This window comes from Pontibacter sp. 13R65 (genome assembly GCF_047525655.1).
GTDB lineage: Bacteria > Bacteroidota > Bacteroidia > Cytophagales > Hymenobacteraceae > Pontibacter.
Genome location: NZ_JBLIQL010000005.1, coordinates 96,935 through 115,290, shown reverse-complemented (window position 1 = coordinate 115,290; position 18,356 = coordinate 96,935). Strand labels below are relative to the sequence as shown.

18 protein-coding genes are annotated in these 18,356 nt (G+C 45.5%); 7 read left to right on the top strand and 11 right to left on the bottom strand.

What is annotated here, in order from left to right; all coding sequences use genetic code 11:
- Positions 1-119: 119 nt before the first annotated feature.
- The 4 genes from ACMA1I_RS08170 to ACMA1I_RS08155 all read left to right on the top strand — a co-directional run bounded on the left by ACMA1I_RS08170 (position 120) and on the right by ACMA1I_RS08155 (position 3,637).
- On the top strand, positions 120-1,037 hold the full coding sequence (locus tag ACMA1I_RS08170; RefSeq protein WP_337067818.1) for a DUF4393 domain-containing protein: 918 nt from the start codon (positions 120-122) through the stop codon (positions 1,035-1,037).
- A 454-nt stretch (positions 1,038-1,491) separates the two neighbouring features.
- The gene (locus ACMA1I_RS08165; protein ID WP_337067817.1) at positions 1,492-2,328 is read left to right on the top strand and encodes an alpha/beta hydrolase; all 837 of its coding nucleotides are present in this window, start codon (positions 1,492-1,494) and stop codon (positions 2,326-2,328) included.
- A gap of 177 nt (positions 2,329-2,505) precedes the next feature.
- Positions 2,506-3,027: an RNA polymerase sigma factor gene (locus tag ACMA1I_RS08160; RefSeq protein WP_337067816.1), complete on the top strand. Its 522-nt coding sequence runs from the start codon at positions 2,506-2,508 to the stop codon at positions 3,025-3,027.
- On the top strand, positions 3,011-3,637 hold the full coding sequence (locus tag ACMA1I_RS08155; protein WP_337067815.1) for a hypothetical protein: 627 nt from the start codon (positions 3,011-3,013) through the stop codon (positions 3,635-3,637). Before ACMA1I_RS08160 ends, ACMA1I_RS08155 begins: the two co-directional genes overlap by 17 nt.
- Before the next feature lie 61 nt (positions 3,638-3,698).
- Here ACMA1I_RS08155 and ACMA1I_RS08150 read toward each other — a convergent pair whose 3' ends face one another.
- From ACMA1I_RS08150 to ACMA1I_RS08125, 6 genes are all read right to left on the bottom strand, one after another.
- Positions 3,699-4,040: a hypothetical protein gene (locus ACMA1I_RS08150; RefSeq protein WP_337067814.1), complete on the bottom strand. Its 342-nt coding sequence runs from the start codon at positions 4,038-4,040 to the stop codon at positions 3,699-3,701.
- Positions 4,041-4,335: 295 nt separating this feature from the next.
- Positions 4,336-4,707, bottom strand: a complete 372-nt coding sequence (locus ACMA1I_RS08145; RefSeq protein WP_337067813.1) for a hypothetical protein — start codon at positions 4,705-4,707, stop codon at positions 4,336-4,338.
- A 255-nt stretch (positions 4,708-4,962) separates the two neighbouring features.
- The gene (locus tag ACMA1I_RS08140) at positions 4,963-6,732 is read right to left on the bottom strand and encodes an OmpA family protein (protein ID WP_337067812.1); all 1,770 of its coding nucleotides are present in this window, start codon (positions 6,730-6,732) and stop codon (positions 4,963-4,965) included.
- Positions 6,733-6,734: 2 nt separating this feature from the next.
- Positions 6,735-7,916 carry a hypothetical protein gene (locus ACMA1I_RS08135; protein ID WP_337067811.1) on the bottom strand — a complete coding sequence of 394 codons (1,182 nt, stop codon included), beginning with the start codon at positions 7,914-7,916 and terminating at the stop codon, positions 6,735-6,737.
- A 476-nt stretch (positions 7,917-8,392) separates the two neighbouring features.
- A complete protein-coding gene (locus ACMA1I_RS08130; RefSeq protein ID WP_337067810.1) occupies positions 8,393-8,539 on the bottom strand; it encodes a hypothetical protein in 147 nt (48 codons plus the stop codon).
- A gap of 381 nt (positions 8,540-8,920) precedes the next feature.
- Positions 8,921-10,231 carry a DUF2254 domain-containing protein gene (locus tag ACMA1I_RS08125; RefSeq protein ID WP_337067809.1) on the bottom strand — a complete coding sequence of 437 codons (1,311 nt, stop codon included), beginning with the start codon at positions 10,229-10,231 and terminating at the stop codon, positions 8,921-8,923.
- 495 nt (positions 10,232-10,726) lie between these two features.
- Between ACMA1I_RS08125 and ACMA1I_RS08120 the strand changes: the two genes are divergently transcribed.
- Together ACMA1I_RS08120 and ACMA1I_RS08115 are read left to right on the top strand one after the other, a co-directional pair.
- Positions 10,727-11,245 (top strand): hypothetical protein, encoded by a 519-nt coding sequence (locus tag ACMA1I_RS08120; protein ID WP_337067808.1) that lies wholly within the window; start codon positions 10,727-10,729, stop codon positions 11,243-11,245.
- Between the two features lie 324 nt (positions 11,246-11,569).
- Positions 11,570-12,502 (top strand): macrolide 2'-phosphotransferase, encoded by a 933-nt coding sequence (locus ACMA1I_RS08115; RefSeq protein ID WP_337067807.1) that lies wholly within the window; start codon positions 11,570-11,572, stop codon positions 12,500-12,502.
- Between the two features lie 84 nt (positions 12,503-12,586).
- Here ACMA1I_RS08115 and ACMA1I_RS08110 read toward each other — a convergent pair whose 3' ends face one another.
- From ACMA1I_RS08110 to ACMA1I_RS08095, 4 genes are all read right to left on the bottom strand, one after another.
- Positions 12,587-12,781, bottom strand: a complete 195-nt coding sequence (locus tag ACMA1I_RS08110; protein ID WP_337067806.1) for a hypothetical protein — start codon at positions 12,779-12,781, stop codon at positions 12,587-12,589.
- Positions 12,782-12,999: 218 nt separating this feature from the next.
- Positions 13,000-14,748: an ABC transporter ATP-binding protein gene (locus ACMA1I_RS08105; protein WP_337067805.1), complete on the bottom strand. Its 1,749-nt coding sequence runs from the start codon at positions 14,746-14,748 to the stop codon at positions 13,000-13,002.
- Positions 14,749-14,909: 161 nt separating this feature from the next.
- Positions 14,910-15,089 (bottom strand): hypothetical protein, encoded by a 180-nt coding sequence (locus ACMA1I_RS08100; protein ID WP_414703883.1) that lies wholly within the window; start codon positions 15,087-15,089, stop codon positions 14,910-14,912.
- 526 nt (positions 15,090-15,615) lie between these two features.
- The gene (locus ACMA1I_RS08095) at positions 15,616-16,473 is read right to left on the bottom strand and encodes an alpha/beta hydrolase (protein WP_337067804.1); all 858 of its coding nucleotides are present in this window, start codon (positions 16,471-16,473) and stop codon (positions 15,616-15,618) included.
- A 619-nt stretch (positions 16,474-17,092) separates the two neighbouring features.
- Here ACMA1I_RS08095 and hpf point away from each other — a divergent pair.
- A complete protein-coding gene (gene hpf, locus ACMA1I_RS08090; protein ID WP_337067802.1) occupies positions 17,093-17,398 on the top strand; it encodes a ribosome hibernation-promoting factor, HPF/YfiA family in 306 nt (101 codons plus the stop codon).
- Between the two features lie 209 nt (positions 17,399-17,607).
- On the opposite strand, the gene ACMA1I_RS08085 is transcribed toward hpf, so the two are convergent.
- Positions 17,608-18,234: an outer membrane beta-barrel protein gene (locus ACMA1I_RS08085; protein WP_337067801.1), complete on the bottom strand. Its 627-nt coding sequence runs from the start codon at positions 18,232-18,234 to the stop codon at positions 17,608-17,610.
- Positions 18,235-18,356 lie beyond the last annotated feature (122 nt).

The window sequence follows — 18,356 nt, the reverse complement described above, 5'->3', positions numbered from 1 at the left end:
CTCAACTTTTACTAATATCTTTAGTATACAATAGTAATAAATACTAATTATTTTAGCAAATTTAAGTTTGCAAGTACATCCAACAGTAACCAAGCATTTCATCTCTTACCCTTACCACTATGTTAGACAAATTTTTAGACGAGATACCTACAGGCAAAATGTATGAGGACCTCCTGCAGCCAAGTTTCAAAAATGTGGGAGAAGCTTTAGGAACGCTGTTCAGTATGGGAAACCTGATGCTGCTACCCTTAAAGTTTCATGAGCAGAAAGCCAGAGCGAAGTTTGATGCCAACCTGAAACGTTACGCAAAGAAATTAGAGGCCAGCCTGGCAGAGGAGATCTGCGAAGTTCCGCCCTATGTAGGCTTACCCATTTTAGATAAACTAACCTACCTGGACCAGCACGAGCTATCGGAGGCGTTTATAAATTTACTCACAAAGGCATCCACCAAGGCTACCCTAAACCTGGCTCATCCTTCTTTTATCAATACTCTAAATAACCTCTGTGCCGACGAAGCCAAAATCCTGTTCCAGTATAAGCACAAAGAAAGTATACCCAGAATAGACCTGTACATTAAAAAACAATACTCCGCTGGTCAGGGGGCCGTTCTCCCATTTAACCCGGAGGTAACGCTCCTGGCAGGAGAACAGCACCTAACGCCGGCACAGGAGGTGCACACAAAAGTCGCCTGGAACCTGACAGGGGTAGAAGTTTTTGTAGAACTGGATTTCCCTGAAAACATAGACGTTTATATAGAGAACCTGGAAAAGCTTGGCATTATAGCACTTGAAACAGAAGTACTCCTAAAAAAGGACCTGGAAACCTTTAAACACCTGGAGCATGAAATCTATTATGCCAACATCCTGAAAAGCCAGCAATGGGTAGAGGCGCTTAATCAGAAGCACCAGGATGTTCTGTACTGCCTGTATAATAAAAAAGGGTATTACTATTTTACTGAGTATGGCAAAATGTTTATGAAAGCCTGCATAAAAGAGCTAAACGAAGCCGGAGAAAAAGCTAATGCTACACCAGGTTAAAACTTTCCCAGGAACGAGCGTCCCCGCTCGTGCTACTATCCCAAGGCCTCTAGCCATAAAAAACTTAGTATGTCGCATCCATTTTTTTAAAGAAGAAATTGCAAATAAGTAAGTAGTAAATAAGTGGCACCTTGACCTTCGCCAATAGGCGAGCAGATATGCTTAAAGAAACTCCTAATCTTTCCCTCTTTTACATTAGGTACCGCCCGGATGCTCACAAAATCCGATCAGCAAGCTTATTATTTTGTCCGGTCTCCTGAATTATTTCTAGACTAGCTTTCCTGCGCTAAGACTACAGTAGGAGCATAAACGCGCACAAACAACATGGTGCGGAGCCAACAGGTTTACAATACCTTTACCCGTTTCGGCAAACAATTAAAGTTGCCTGGAGTTAAAAGATAGAGCAGGCTGAAAAACAAGCTTGTTACATGTTCCACTAGCAAAAAAAGCAATTATGCCTTTTATAGAAACTGAAGACATCCAGAAAGACGAAAATGTTTACCTGAATTACCAGGACAGCGGTGAAGGGCAACCTGTCATCCTCATCCATGGCTGGCCGCTCAGCCACAAAATGTGGGAAAACCAGGTGCAGGCTATTGTAAACGCCGGTTTCCGTTGCATCGCCTACGACCGCCGCGGCTTCGGCGATTCCGACCGCCCCTATCTGCATTATGATTACAGCTCCCTTGCCCAGGATCTACGCGCCATCATAGAACAACTGAACCTCCGCAACTGCATTCTGGTAGGTTTCTCGATGGGTGGCGGCGAAGTGGTGCGTTACCTGAGTATGTTCGGCAACGATCGCGTAGCGAAGGCCGTGCTTATCAGCTCCATTATCCCGATGGTGAAACAAACCGACGATAACCCGGATGGTGTGCCTGAAGATAAACTGGATGAGATTATGGAGGCAATTAAGACCAAGCGTGTTACCTTCTTGGCAGAGTTCGGAAAGCTGTTCTACAACTACACCGATAACAAAGACACTGTAACAGAGGAGTTGCTACAGTACGACTGGCAAATTGCCTCCGCTGCATCGCCACACGCCACCGTAGAAACGGCTAAGGCTTGGGCTAACACCGACTTCCGCTCTGAGCTAGGAAACGTAAGAGTACCTACACTTGTCATACATGGAGATGCCGACCAGATTGTGCCCATTAAAACAAGCGGCGAACAGGCTGCTGAAGGAATCAGAAACAGCACATATGTTGTGATTGAAAATGGCCCCCACGGCATCTTCCTGACGCATAAAGAAGAAGTGAACACTGCCTTATTAGATTTTCTGAGAAGGTAGAAGTAATAGCAACAGTTTTGCGGCCCTGCTGGTAAATTTTTACGAGCAGGGCTTTTTGTTTCATTTTAGCCGTTCCTCCTGCTTCCGCAAAAGAGTTGTTGCAGAAAATTTTGCTCCTGTGTGTAGTTTTTCCTGTCTTGCTGCAACTAATGGTATAACCGTTTGTAAACCAATAGCATGAGCGCAGCTTTAGACGATATCTTTCTTCAGCAGATAAACCAACACCTGGGAATAGCGCATAAAGTGTGTGGCCTCTATTTCACAGATGAGGACGAGAAGCAGGATGTGGTGCAGGAAATGATGTACCAGCTGTGGCGCTCCTATGCTAGCTTTGACGGGCGCTCCAAATTCTCTACCTGGATGTACAGCGTTTGCCTGAACACGGCCCTCACCTACCTGCGAAACAACAAAAAACATAAAAGCCTGTCGCTCTCGAAGCACCATCAGCAGATACCCGAAGAGCCTGTCGGGGAACAGGATGAAAAGACGCAGCTGCTTTGGGAGGCCATAGCAGGTTTGTCGCAACTGAACAAAGCCATTGTACTGCTATACCTGGAGGACCTGCGGTATGAGGAAATAGCCCAGATAACAGGGCTTTCTAAATCGAATGTGAGTGTGCGCCTGGTCCGGATAAAAAAGGAACTGGAAGCCTTTATGAAAAAACAAACTAACCCGTATAGCCATGTCAGCCCTCGATGACCTGAAGAAAAACTGGAACAGCAGCCAGCATATGTATCAGGCTGCTGCCCCATACGATGCCAAATCTTTTCAACAAGTAATTCAAACCTCTATGAAAAAGCAACATAAGATGATCTTTCGTTACTTCTGGGCTACCTTTACTTTACATGTGCTGGTGTACGCCCTCCTGAGCCATGTTATGGTCCGCTACTTGGCCGATACCACCACCCTCCTACTCAGCATACTGGGTCTTGCGGTAACGGTGCCTTTTACCTTCATTATGCTGCAGCGATACAAGCAAATGGCCTCTGCAAGCGTGAAGCAGCAAAGCACAGACACCATCTACAGTTACGTACAGCAGCAGCGGAAACGGCTGGCCGGCTTTTATTTCTTCAAAAAAAGATATGAACTCATTCTGATCCCGCTCCTGTCTGCGATCGGAGTGGTCCTGGTGTTTAACCTGTACTTCCCCGGAGGCGTAATGGCCTTTCCTGTAGGAGCCATTGTTACCTACCTGCTCACCCTCCTGAGCTGCTTTTTCGCCATCCGGAACGAGAACCAGATCTATTTTAATAGACCACTGCAGGAGCTACAGGCCATTTTGGACGATTTTAAAAACGGAGGAGAATAAGCAAGCGAAAACAAGTTCTGGTAAATTAGCTTTGTCTAGTAGACCTGTTTTTACCTCGGCTCTATAGCCGTCCATTCTTCTTTGCTATTAAATAATCGTTTTTCTGAAAAATTTTGATGCCATAATAAATGGGCTGGTTATACTTCATGAAATGCATGATGTACTTGTCATTTGCATAGTCAGTGTATGTCTTCCTATATATTACCCTCTCCAGCTGCTGTTCTTCTTCTTGTATGATTATTTTTCGCCGCCTCATTCTTTTTTGAATTCTTTGGATGGCACCACCGCCATCCATATTGTAGAGTATGCGGGAAGGGCTGGTATCTTTATAGTAAAGTACGCACCAGGCAGAAGCTCCCTCTCCTGTTGGTGATGGATTATAAGCCCAAACTGCTTTTCTCATTGCTTCGTCTGATGGTTTGCTATCGGACATAAACCTCCACCCTTTTGCAGATAGCTATCTGGTAATCCCTGCAGTCTCCATACCTCTTAACTTTAGCAGAACTCGCAGCGAAAGGTTCTGAGCCAGGGAGGGCAAGGAAAGAATAAGGGAGAAAAGGAGCTTCATATAAAGGATATTTTTATAACCAAATATACTCGTGAAGAACAAATAAAACGAAGGCTATTGTTTTGCCACCACTGGGGCTACTGTTGTTATAAGATTAGGCTGGAGCAGGCTTCCCAACCCAACAAAGCAGCTACTCCTCAAATCCCTCCCGAAGGCCTTTAATACCAGCATAACATACCGGGCTGCTGATTTCTTTTCTTTGCGCCTTTTCCTTTACCAGGTCCTCGTAATTGACGGGTGTGGCTATAATAGTGCACTTGGGGTACAACACTACGCCGCGCCTGATTATTTTGGAGTTAGGTTCTATTTCATGAGCATTTACACCTTCTGCACTGTACACGTGAATGGTGAAGAAATGGTAATTTGTTTTTTTCGCGTAGCCCTCTGCCGTAATTCTACCGCTTATCGTTCGCTCTCCTATAAACTCAGAGACCTTCCCCTCTTTATAAGGGGTGTAAACCGATTCCGTCCAGGCTACCTTACAACCAACTGTTAAGTTCATATGTACTAGTATGCCTGTTCTGCTGACAAGGTTACAAAGCCAGCAAAAAACTGGCAACGGGATGTGGAATTGAAAAAGAGATCGCCACTGTTTTGCCTCTCACCTCCATACACCCCTTGTGGAGGACCTGGCGGAAAGAGTAGGCAAAACAATGGCGACGCTAACTGATGGAAAAAATCAAACTAAGGAAAACCCTTGAGAATTATGTTTGTAGTCTAAAGTTTCCTAATGCATGACTTTCAAATTGGCGAAGCATTAGTTCAGTTTTATTACCACTTTACGGTCCAAAGGATTTTCATTATTGGCTGCTTTGGCATCACCCAAATACTGAATGCTGATGCGCTCCTTCTCCACGCCTTGATTTACCAGAAAATTGACGAGCGTTTGCACGCGTTTACGGCTCAGCGCCAGATTATACGCTGCTTTCCCCGACTTAGAAGCATAACCAATTAACTTTACTTCAGAAGCGGGAGTCTGTTGTAGGAGGCCCAAAACACCATTTAATTCGGGTAAACTGGCAACCGGTATCTGGTACGTGTTGATTGGATAAAATATAGTAGTCGCAGCCGTTTCTGCAAGGGCTTCAGCATTAAATTGGCTTTCGGAGCTATCTTGTATTATTCGCAGCAATGCCAGCTCCTGCTCATACAGGCTCAGGCGTTGCAGCATGTTTTGGTTCAGCGCTGCCTGCTGCTGCAGGAACTGTACCATTCCGGCATCTGTCGCCGGAGAAGAGGCTAGTATATCAGATAGGTGATCTTGCTGCATCGTCTGTAGCGAATCGATACTGCGCTGTAACTTGCGGTTGCGTTCCTGCAACTCATTTACCTGCTTATTGGTCTCCCGCGACCGACCAGCTCTTACATTGGTTACAACGGGTACAGTGGCTCGTCTGTCTTCGGCCGGCACGTAAACAACCCGTTCCGGACCCTCCGTCACTATTCTCTCCGTTACCACAGGTTGTGCTGGTTCGGCAACTTCCCGCTGCCTCCTATTTGCCTGCCTCGTTGCCGGAGCAACCTGGCGTCTGACAGCTGCTGTTGTATCTGTTACACGATCCAGGGTTGCCTCCTTACGTTGTTGTTGAGCAACTCTAGTTGAATCCTGTTGTTGTTTAAGTCGGTTTCCGTCTAATTCAGCATTTCGCTGCACCTGGCTGGTGTCTGGGGCAACACGATTCGTTAAAGTATCAGGGCGGGTTGCCGGGGTAGCAGGGGGCACAAGCGTAACGCCTGTAAGCTGTTCCTGCACCAGATCAGTAGAATCGGAGGTGCTTTTGAGCTGTACCTTCCTGGGCTCCAGCCGCAACATGGCTTCGAGCATGTTCTGCCTTGGCTGGTCCTGACTTGCCACCTTCTGCAGTACCGCCACATCATTGGCGTAATAACTAGCCGCTCTAAAAGTCGATTTTCTGAAACCGAAGTTGTAGCCAAGCTTGATACCGGTATGTATATATGCGCTGTTGTAGCTGTTCTGCTCAAGCTCCGCTGCCTGCAGGTGCGGGTCCTGGAGGTAAACCACCTCGCTTTGCAGCGCCAGCTGCCACCGCTCGGCCACTCTAAACTTCAGACCAATGCCAAAAGGTATGGCGGGCACATACGTAGATTCCACATTGGTACGACCACTGGAGGTTCTGAAATTGCCCAGGCCATACCCCAGGAAAAAATAAGGCGACACCCTGGAGGAGGAGCGAAGTAAATAGCCAATATCGGTATAATAATAAGCGCGCAGGGCCAAAAGGTGTACTTTTGTGCGGAAGCTGGTTTGCTGCTGGCCCTGACCGAATACTTGTCCGTAGCTATAACCTGCTGACACGCCAAAGCCATTGCCTAAGGTATAAGTAAGCTCGGCCTGATGAAACAAGTTATGATCGGGTTTATAATAATCTGAAAAGGAATTTGAATTATTAATATAAGTAGCCACTCCTGAGTAGCCGCTTAGCTGCCACCTGTATAGGTCGTGCTGGGCCTCTGCTGCCGTACACAACAGCAATAGAAGCAGGCAAATAATGGAGGCATTTTTCATGACTAGCGATTTAGATCTACCCAAAAATTCAGTTCAAGGCTCAGCCCAATAAAGGGCCTGATAAAAATGCGGTCCACGTCAAAATCGGAAATAGAGTTGGCTGCCTGGTCGCTTTGCAACACGGTAGCTCCGGCATTTATCCGTACAAACGGCAGCGCCCTGTAACCCAGAGCCAGGTAAACCGGCCGCTTCACCAAGGGCCCTGTGGCCACATTATCTTCGCTAAACTCCAGGTTCTGCAGAAACACACCCGCCGATACGCTGGTTTTAGACCAGAAATTAGAAGAGAAGACAGCCTTGCCAAGCGGAATAGAAATACCGGCATAGGGTGCTGTGGCTGAACTGAAATTATCGAAGTCGCCTGAATAGTAAACCCCACCGTAGCCCACATTCAGGGCCACCACGTTTTTGGTTTTCTCGGTAGCATAATCCACTATCTTTTTACTGTCGGTAAGGGCAAGCAACTGGGCATTGGCATATTGGGCAACTTCTTGGTTCACCATCGTCTTCAGGGCACTTAATTGCTCCTGGGCATATTTCAGCCTTACAGTTTGGTTATCTTCTCCGGATGTGGCCACCACATTGCGCCTGGCTTTGCGCAGGCGCAGGTTGTTTATCTGCTCCAGTTTGTCGAGCACCATATCCGAAAAGCCATCAAACTCATAGTTAATCTGGTTGCGATACAGGGTGAGCCCCTGGTACACAATAGCATTCAGGTCGGAGCGCATGTTCTTGGGGTGCTTCCGGAGCTCAATATTACTCCTGCTTATAACAAACGACTGGTCGATGTAGGCATCTAACCCGGAAGAAAGCTGTTGCAAAAGTTGCTCCTGCTGACTTCTGGAAGCAGGTGTATAATAGTTTAGCACAAACGTATACTTCTCATTACCACGCAACGGATAGTTTATGGGCAGTGTAAACCTGGTTTCTGGGCTTTGGACACGTTTTTTCCAGCTATTGGTGTATAAGGCCTTTTTATCGGTGTTGGATGTGCTGTAAATGGCCACTTCCACCATACTTACTTTACTATCAGCATCCCCGGTTAGCATCAGGTTACTTTCGGCTGGCAATGGCTGCCCTTCGTTAAAATAGGTTCTGTCGTAATTAAATACAACGGTTTCGTATTGTGCAACTATGGGAGAAGCACATAGTAAAACCAGAATAAACGCGTAAAGTGTTTTCATAAGATAGGAATTTAGGAATAATAGGATAGAAGGTTTCTCTGAAAAAATCAAGTGGAATAAGTAAAGCAAATAAGCCTGCAGGTATAGTTCTATAAGTATTTAACCTAATTAAGCTTCACATTGTTTTATATATTTTAATATAACTACCAGATTCTGTGGCTCTTTGAAATTATTCTAATGAAAATGACCTTCCAAAGGATTTTCTGGTAATTGTGCTCAAGGGTATGTTTTGTTATAGCTGTGTCGTAGCATTGTCTTATCTTTTTTACGAATATTCTTTGCCACGCATCTTTTATGAAAAATATAATTTTTCACATTTCTGCACATGTAATTGCCGGTGAAGTGGTAAGAGTTTACTACTCAGGTTGCTTTATTTTATTTAGGCAAGGCGGCGCATCAGAGCAAGAAGAGCATAAGGGATGGCGAATGCTTCATGACTACGCATTTTGTCAGCACACCGGATGTTATCTTCTAAATTATACTATGTGTGTTTTAAAGGCGGTGCCAGCAATGTGATGATACAGGCTTCTATCGGGCTTTGTATCCAACATGGGCTCTAACTGGTTTCCTGAAAATAAGGGCATTTCTGCTGCCACTACCTTATCCCGGAGGATGTGCCTCATGGGTATATCCTCAATAAATAGGTTAAGTGCCACATAATGCTATATAATTAATTCCTTCCTCCTGGCGCGCCCACCCCCCCTGCTGGCACAAGCTTTTAGCTCGTGCCTTTACTTTTCTCCACGCAGCTATATATTCCCAGCACGAGAAAAGTATGAGGAGTTATAAGCTTACCAGCGAGGTATCTATACTGGCTGCCCTACGACCTAGCACCAGGTGCGGAACCGGAACAGCTAACTTCCTCTAAAAGCACGTAAAAGGACTCTGGCAGCTGGAGCCGGAGGGCCTGGAGACCAGGAATCTAAAGTACAGGCAGTTCGGATTAGTCTCCCTCTTGTATCAATACAAAGGAGGTTTGGCCTATCAAATAGGCTACCTTTACCTTACAGATAAGAAGATAAGTGGTATTTCTTTCTAACTTTATCCAGTATCCTTTTTATATGGTCTATATCTGCCTGACTGTCCACATTTTTTGTTGAAGTCTCCTCAATGGCATCTAATTCCTGCATATAAAGTTGTTGGTATTTTTTCTCCTCATCACGCTCACTTACCTTGCTTATAAGGTAAATAAGAGTTGCCTGCACCGTTACATCCTGGGAAGAGTAGGCTCTAATACTGGAAGTGCACAGGTAAAATACTTTATCGAATTGGATAGGCGCATACATAATGCCGGTGGCTCCATCGTCTTTTTTTACCACCTTTTGCCCATCGAGTTGCTGGAGCCTGCATAGCAGGTCGAGTAGGTAATTAATTGCCTGAATTGCAGTTCCCGGATCGTTTACGCTAGGGCTTAGTGCTTTCACGGCTACTTCTGTTAAATGCTTAAATCCATATAAGAAATTTTCCATCACCATTTCCTGATGCCTGAGCAAAATATTCTCTTCCAATATCCTCCTGATTTTATCATTCAAAGGTTGATTAATTTCAAGAAATGGCTCTCCCTTTAGCAGATAAAGACCCTGCACCTTTCGTAGCCGTATTGTTAGTCCAAGCTTTTTTGCCTCCCTCAAAAATTCCTTTTCTGTAATAGAATCAAAGTAGCCCGAATCCCATGCTTTCACAAGCCTGAAATTGCCAGGCTCCTCCCATTCCTTAAAATAGCAATCACTTTCAATTTCCCTGCTCAGTGCATTCCGGGTGGTGAGGTAAATATCGTTTAGAATATTCCCTATCTGCACTTGGTTCGAAATTTTATGAATAAAGTAGATGAAAGATAGAAGGCTGGTAAAACCTAGAAACATAGAAATAAAAACTGATAAAACAGGAACTTCCGGTCCTGAGATCATAGTACCGATGTTGCTGAGAACCACAATAATATAAAATATGGTACCCATAATAATGCCTAAAACTATCTGACTTCCTTTCTCGCTGATTAAATCTGGCAACAACCTGGGCGAGAAACTGGAGGTAACCTGAGTTAGCACGACCATAACCATTGTAAAGGTAAAAGTCACAAGGCTGATAAGACCCGTAAGCAGTGAGGAGAGCAGACTGCTGGCTGTGTCAGCATTATCTATCCGAAGGTAAGGCACCTTGTCGACAAGGAAACTGCCCACAAAGATTTTATCCAGGTAAGTAGTTATCCATGAGAAGACCAGTAAAGAGAAAGTGATCAGGATAGGGTAAAAGGCGATGCTGGTCGTCACCTGTTTTAGTGCTTTTTTAAGAGAATACTTTGCTTTAGCAATCTTCATAGCTTAACATGGTAAATCAGTAATCTGTACTGTTGTTTGCAAGACGCTATTTAAGCCAAAGAGGTTAATACTAAATTGAAATTGCGAAAAATACGTACAAAAGGAGGCCATGCGAATGCTACGCAGCCTGCTTTCAAGAGGCAAAGAAAACTCAGGTTCGGTTGTACCTTCTGAAACCAAGGGCTGTTAACTACCTCTTTCTCCTGAACTGTTGCTACACCTACTAATCCTAAAGCAGTAGCACATGTTTTATAACCCTGGGTGTCCAAGCTATTTCTTTACTATCCGGCTTTACTTCCAGTAAGAACAGTAAGATCGTCCTCGCACGGTAGTAGGCTTTATTAAAGGCCCATGTTTATCTCCTATGCCGAGGCGACACACCTCTTATCATCCTGTTAATCAAGGTTTAAACTCTTATTTTTTTATCATTTTTTTTAGAGGCTAAAACAAATTATGTGTACCTTAGCGGCACTTTAGTAAAAATTTATTTACCTCATGGAGTACAGCAGGGTTCATTACTGGCACTATTTGCCAGAGCAGGAGGAAGAGGAAATTCTGGAGTCAGCTTTATCGCTTTCGAAAAAGGCAAGACACGACTCCTTACTCAACGAAATAGCCTTATTCATTTACCAGCATACAGGCGCCCAATATGTACTGATTGGCCGGCTATCAGATACGCTTACCCATATGCACTCGCTGGTATTTATCGAGAACGGTCTGGTACTGGAAAACTTTACCTACCCCGTATATGGCACTCCATGCTACGAGGCCGTTTCACAAAAATTTTGCTATTACCCATGTGGGGTTACAGAAATCTTTCCGGAAGATGAAGAACTAAAAACACTTCAGATCGAAAGCTATCTGGGCACATTAATTTTATCTGAAGATCAGGAGCAAATTGGATTAACGGTGCTGATGGATCAGAAACAAATTGCAAATCCGGCTTTCGCCGAACACTTGGTTACAGTACTAAGTCCGGCTATTGAAGAAGAAATTAAAACGTTGAGGCTCTAACTTTTTTTTATTGGAGCCTTAGCTTTCAAGTCGCTCAGACACCTTCATAGGTGGCAACTTACTTGTTGAAAGTCGGTACATGGCCATTTGTATTTCATAAACAAATGTCTATTTTCCGTCTGTAAATAATTTCTAACTATTGCGTATGACTACTTCTTTATTGCAACTCTACTTATAATTAGCCTTTTCTAGTGGCTTTTTCCTGGCACATCCAGTGCCGAGGCCGAACAATTGTTGCCTGTACCTCCCTTAAAATTCCTGTACTGGTATAATCAATAAACCGGCCTCTCCCTTATTTTATTTTCAATTAAGAGAGTTTCCATAATGAAAGAACATACAGATTCTTCTAAAACAGCCGGGATTACTCCGGCTGAACTTGCCGCTATTGCCCGGCAATTTGGCCTGCAACTGCAGCCCCATACGTTTACCTACAACGAAACGGGCCTCGACTTCCGGGTTATTCAGGCGCTTGATGCTGCACAGCAGCCCTGGATCCTGCGAATACCTCGCCGCCCCGATGTACTGCCTCGTGCCGAAAACGAAAGAAAGGCGCTGGCTTTTCTACAGAACAAACTTCCTGTTGCCGTACCTGAATGGCAGATTTTTGATCCTAAAATGATTGCCTATCCACGTTTAGCGGGTACTCCTGTCGCCAATATAGATATGGAGCAACGCTGCTATGTCTGGAATTTAGATCATGAAAATCTGCCAGAAGCTTTTATTACCTCCATTGGCAAGGCTGTTGCTGCACTACATACTATAAATACCAGCGAGGCTGCAGAGGCCGGTATTAAAGTGCAGCAGCCGGATCAGGTACGAGAGAACCTGAGTATACAGATGCAACGCATCAAAAGAGAACTGGGTGTAGCGGAAGCTTTGTGGCAGCAATGGCAAACCTGGCTCTCCGACCACAGCTACTGGCCTGCCCACTCCTGCCTGGTGCATGGCGATCTGCAGGCGGCACATATCCTGACAGACGAGTGTTATACTGTAAATGGCCTCCTGGACTGGACAGAAGCAGAGGTCAGCGACCCTTCTATTGATTTAATGGCGCTGCTGTTCGCTTTTGGAGAAAGAGCTATAAAAAACATACTGGCAGCCTATTCTCAGGCCGGCGGTATAACCTGGCCCCGCATGCTGGAGCATATGCAGCAACGGCAAGCAGCTTATGGCGTGTCTATTGGCTTGTTTGTACTGGATTCGGGAACGGATGATTACTTGCCGATGGCCAGAGAAGCATTGGGATTAAGCTCCTAAAAATAGGAAAGAGACACAAAAAAAAAGGGACATGCCGAGTGGCGATGTCCCTTTTTTTTGCTTTCCGCAGTAATTTAAATTGGCTTAAGCACCTTTCTTACCAAGATAAATGCTGTATCCAATTAAACCTGCTGCAGCGGCATAAAGCAAATACTGCTTCTGTTTCAGTGGAAGCTTCTTATAAAAATCAATGCCCTTAGAAGGATCGTTGATAATCTCTTTTACCTGTTCAGGCTCCTCCATTAGGCTTTGAATTGTTTTTTCATTGTTGTTTTCCATAGCGTTATCTTTAATTGTTTATGAAAGATACGTTCCTTCTATCTAAGTAGATATACTGTTTTTTTGGATTAAACCGCAACTGACATAGCAGAAAGCTTTCTCAGACGATGATAAATGACTGTCTGGCTGGTGAATTCATGGTGCCTGTTAACCTAAACTGCTGCCATGCCTAGTGAAGTAAAGCAGCTTGTAAAGTGCAGAATTAGGTGCCGGTTCTATTATATTCTGGCCTGGTACGTGTACAGTTGGTAGTACCTTCCCTCCTTTTCCAGCAGCTCTTCGTGGCGGCCTTGCTCTACAATACGGCCCTGCTCTATCACCAGTATTTGGTCGGCCTGGCGAATGGTGCTGAGGCGGTGAGCAATGACAAAGGTGGTGCGACCCTGCATCAGGTTTTTGAGGCTGGCCTGAATCAGGCTCTCGCTTTCGGTATCGAGGTTCGAGGTGGCTTCATCGAGGATCAGAATGCGTGGGTCGGCAAGTATAGCGCGTGCAATGGCGATACGCTGCCGCTGCCCTCCTGAAAGCTTTACGCCCCGCTCCCCAATGCGGGTTTCCAGGCCATCAGGAAAACGGCTGGTAAACTCCTGCACGTGCGCTGCCTGTACCGCCTGCATCAGTTGAGCATCGGTGGCATGAGGCCTGGGAAAGAGGATGTTGTCTTTGATCGTACCCTCAAACAGAAAGTCATCCTGCAGCACCACACCCAGCTGGCTACGGTAACTTTGCAAACTGATGGTTTGCAGATCGTAACCATCTACTGTAATAATGCCGCTATCGGGGTTCAAAAAAGAAGCAGCCAGACCGGCAATGGTGGTTTTACCGGAGCCAGAAGTGCCTACCAGCGCTGTAACTGAACCTGCAGGCGCTTTAAAGCTCACCTCTTTCACTACGTCTTTTCCTGATTCGTAAGCAAAAGAGACTCTGTCGAACATGATATCGCCATGAATATGATGGAGTTGCAGCGTTCGGTTCCCGGTGGCATCTTCGGGAGGCGTGTTTAGTATTTCCTGAGTGCGGTCGAGGCCGGCAAAGGCTTCGGTAAACTGGCTCCCGATGTTGCTCATTTGCAGAATGGGCGCAATCATAAAGCCAAGGTAGAGGGTGAAGGCCAGGAAATCGCCAAATGTTAGTTCCCCGTTCATAATCTGGTAGCCACCAATGCCCATAATGCCTGCCGAGGCAAGGCCCAGCAGCAAGGTAGCCGCACTCGTTACCATGCTGGTGGTGACGAGGCTTTGCTTCACGTTCAGGAAAAGGCGCGTTACGCCATCTTCAAATGTTTTGATTTCCTGCGCCTCGGCATTAAATCCTTTTATCACACGTACGCCTCCCAATGTTTCGGTAAGCCGACCTGTTACCTCGGCATTTATTACGCCGCGCTCCCTAAAGATGGGCCGTATCTTTCCAAAAGCCTTCATCGAGATCAAACCAAAAATAGCTACCGGAATCAAGGCAAAGCCTGTCATGAGCGGACTGATGTACACGAGCAGCACCAGGCAGATCAGCGATGTGAGTACGCCGCCTACCATTTGGGCAAATCCCGTACCTACCAGGTTCCGAACTCCTTCTACATCCGTCATAATGCGCGAAACAAGTTCGCCGGTTTTGGTATTATCGAAGAACCGGATGGGCAGCTGAATGATATGCCGCTGCACCTTGGCACGAAGCTGTGAGATAAGATGCTGCGCCTCCACACTCAGGATTTGCGTAAGCGCAAACGAGGTAACCGCCTGTATGGTAATGGCTACTACCACAGCTCCTATCAGCCACTTGAGCATGGTACTGTCGTTGTTGGGAATTACATCGTCGATGAGGTACTTGCTGGCCCCCGGCAATACCAGACCCGCCAGCCTGCTAATAATAATGAGTACCAGCCCCACCCCCAGGTATTTCTTCCGGGGCCAAATGATGGTTTTGAATACCTGTGCCAGGGTTACGTTCTGGAGCTTTTTAGATTTTGCCATGGGTTGAAGATACAAATTATTTACGGCTCCCACTGCTGCTGAACCTAGAGACCACCTAGCCAAAAAATAAGCCTGAGGCTTGAGCTACAGATGGCAGGTATGCCAGCAGCGGGATCAGGCTTTTTAAAGTTAGACCAGGAGATTAGGCTAGGCCTCAGGTGCTAATGCTTAGTTTGTGGCACAAAAGCATCAAAAGCCTTCCCGAAATTCTGTTTGATGGGCATAACAGGCAGGGCTGCTGTACGCTTTTGCATCAGTTTCAGTAGCAGCAGAATACCTTTTACTGTGCGCCGGGTATTCCGATCCACACTGCACAGGAGCAAAAGTAGTGGAGCTAACATGGTACTCACCTAAGCTGATGCAGGGCCTGCAGATTACTGTTTTTTTGAGATAATGATTCATTTCGCTGTTGTACGTAAATGCTTTCACCCTCGCTAACATAAAAACCCTAGGCCTCCAATCCATCAAAACACCTCCGGAAGGCCTTTTTCATTAGCAGAATTTAACTGAAAGCTAACACCTAACAAGATATTGCGGTAGTAGGCAACGAAGAGAACACCTGAGCCAGGTGCACCCACTGACGATTTTTTGTTTGAGCGTTCAGCGAGTTCAAAATCGTCTTGATTTTTTTGGTTCTTTTTGTATCAAGACAAAAAGAACAAGAAAGCAGGCAATGAAAAAGCTTCAGTCAGCTATCACAGCAGGAAAAGCAGCTATGCGAATTTAAACAACAAAAAATATTGCTTTCGGACTCGCCCACAAGATCCTTTCAGGATGACAAAAAAGATATCAGCAACTATGAAAGGCTGATTTCTATATCTCCGCAAAATGCAGTATCACTAAAATAATCGTAGAATAGAAAATAGATCAGCCTTCTTTTATAAAACGAAGAATTTCCTCATTTACTCTTCCTGCCTCCTCATGGTGCAGCCAATGAGTAGCATTCTCAAGGAAAATCAATTCCCCATGCATGCATTTTGCTATGCTTGGTTCAGCCATTTCTGCGCCCAATGTGACATCTTTTTTGCCCCATAGCATGAGCGTGGGGACTTTTACGTCTTTGTCCAGATCGAGCATCGAGTGTTTAAAGGCTCTGTACCAGTTCATCATGCTGGTGAGGGCATCCTGCTGTTGCCAGGCTTCTCTGTACGCAGCCAAATCGGATTCGGAGAAGGTGTTAGGCCGGGCAGTGCCAGTAAGGCTTTTATCAAGAGCCTTATAATCGAGCGCCATTGCTAGCTGCTCAGGCAGTACCGGCACCTGGAAGAAGGCTGCATACCAGCTCCGCAGCATCTGCCGGGGGTTAGTTCTCAGGTGCTGGCGCATCACAGACGGGTGTGGTATGTTCAGGATGACCAGTTTGTGTAACAGGTGCGGATAGTGCATGGCAAGTGACCAAGCCACCATGCCACCCCAATCGTGCCCCACCAGCACCACTTTTTCTTTCCCCATCTGGCTTATGAGCCTGATGATATCTCCGGTTAACTTGTCGAGGGTATAATCAGACTCTGCTGCTGGTTTGCTGCTGCGATTGTAGCCACGCTGGTCAGGAGCCACTACGTTATAGCCGTGCTCAGCAAAAAAGGCTAGCTGCTTGTGCCAGCCATACCAGTACTCCGGAAAACCGTGCAGGAACAAAATGGTTTCTCCGGCTTCGTTTCCTGCCGAAGCCACATGTAATGTCACATCAGGTAAATGGTAATAGGTAAAGGCGGGCTCTATCATGATAAACGGTCTTCTTATTTATTTTACTTTTAGCCTTTAATTCTACCGTTCCAAATAAAAATTGTTTTGCCTAAGAAGATCCTACTGAGAAGCAAGGCTGATTACTATTTGAGGTGGGGAATAACGAATTTGTGCCTTTGGACTTGCCAGTCAGGAGGCGAGTTAATAGAAATTCTCTTTTCCCAGTGCAGCCACTCTGCCTACACACCCGCAGAAGCTGTGCTCGCTGCGAGGTATTTCTGCTCCTTTAATTAGAAACTTAGCCATTTAACAATCAGCAACTAACAATCAACAACCAAATTAAATTCTGCTAATGAAAAAGGCCTTCCGGAGATGTTATATGGTTTGAGAGGTCTAGGGTTACCAAATCCAAAGCGTGGCCTGTACCTTTACTGTTCGACCACAAGCATGTTATTGAGGCAATCTCTACAGAACGGCATCTAGGTTCTGTACACCCTCCTGCAAATGCAGATCATGGCGCAGGAGCAAAAGACACGAAAATGACAGTTTGTGCTAACCTCTCAACCACAAAGCCGTTTAAAATAAGCTCTGAATAACAAGACTTGCTCAACATGTGAAGCAAGCGCTTGTTTAGGATTAACTAAAAACATTAAAGTATATGAATTACACTGAGAACTTTGAAGGCATTAAAATAGATGTGCAGGCAGTAGACATTTCCATATCGGATGATATCCAACAGCATGTTCGGGATTCTATTTCTAAACTTAAGCGGCACGCTAAAAAAATAGATTCTGTTGATGTTTACTTTAAAGAAGAAGCAAATCATGCTACAGATTCCAAAAAAGTAAGTATGCGCGTCGGCATTCCTGGCAACGATGTTTTTGCAGAGGATTCTGGTGAAAACTGGTACGAACAGTTGAAGAACGTAGAAGAAAAGCTTAAACGCCAGCTAGAGAAAAGATAGTTTAGTTTGACGGAAGGAAAGACCCGCTGCTGGTCAAGCTGAATGCTTGCCGGCAGCGGGTCTTTTCTTATTTATTGCTTTTAACGGGAACTTGGAAAGATAGAGTAGTCAATCGCTACTGTAACAGCTGATCCGGTACCCCTTGCCACCTGTTATAGCTGCCTTATGCGCTCCTCGGCCGCACGGCCGCGTTATCCCTTCCGGCGCCGTTAGAACCGGATTCCGGTACTGAGGGAAACGCCTCTTCTCTTGCCTGAGGCATTATCGTAGTTGAGCGTGTTAATGAGGTGGTGGTGGTAAAGCACATCAAAGTTAAATATCCAGAAATCAAATCCAATACCGGCATTTATGGCAAACTGAGCATTCTTGAATTGTCTTCTGCTTAACCCGATGTTGTTCTGTCCTACTCCGATGTTATATTCTAATGAAGGACCAGCCAGCAGGCGCAGGTGCGGATCGCGGCTAAATGCATTGCGTACCACATAGCCTGCCATTACCGGAAACCGGAGATAGCGCAGCCCTACATTATCTTCTCCCATCACATTTGCCGCCACAGCCCGCTCCACATTAGCAATGGTATGGCTCATATACTCCAGGCCTGGTTGCAGATAAAATCTTTCACTGCCTATTCTGGAAAATACCCCTAATTGCCAGCCCAGGCCAAGGCTTGAGTCGCGCAGATTGGGATCAGAGGAAAGTGTAAAGGCATTCAGGCCTATTTGGGCACCAACTCTTATTCTTCTTTCGTTTGTGTTTACCGTTATAACTTCCCGATTTTGTGCTTCCGCAGAAAAAATCATCAGAAGTAAGACAAGCACTAGTATTGTTTTCTTCATGTTTTTAAAAGTTTTACTGTTTCTACTGTAAAGGTACTTAGCAGCCAACTTTGGCATTTAGCAGCTTTTAGGTAGGCATAAAGCAATACCCTAACAACTGTGATATTTCTAAAACTGCTATT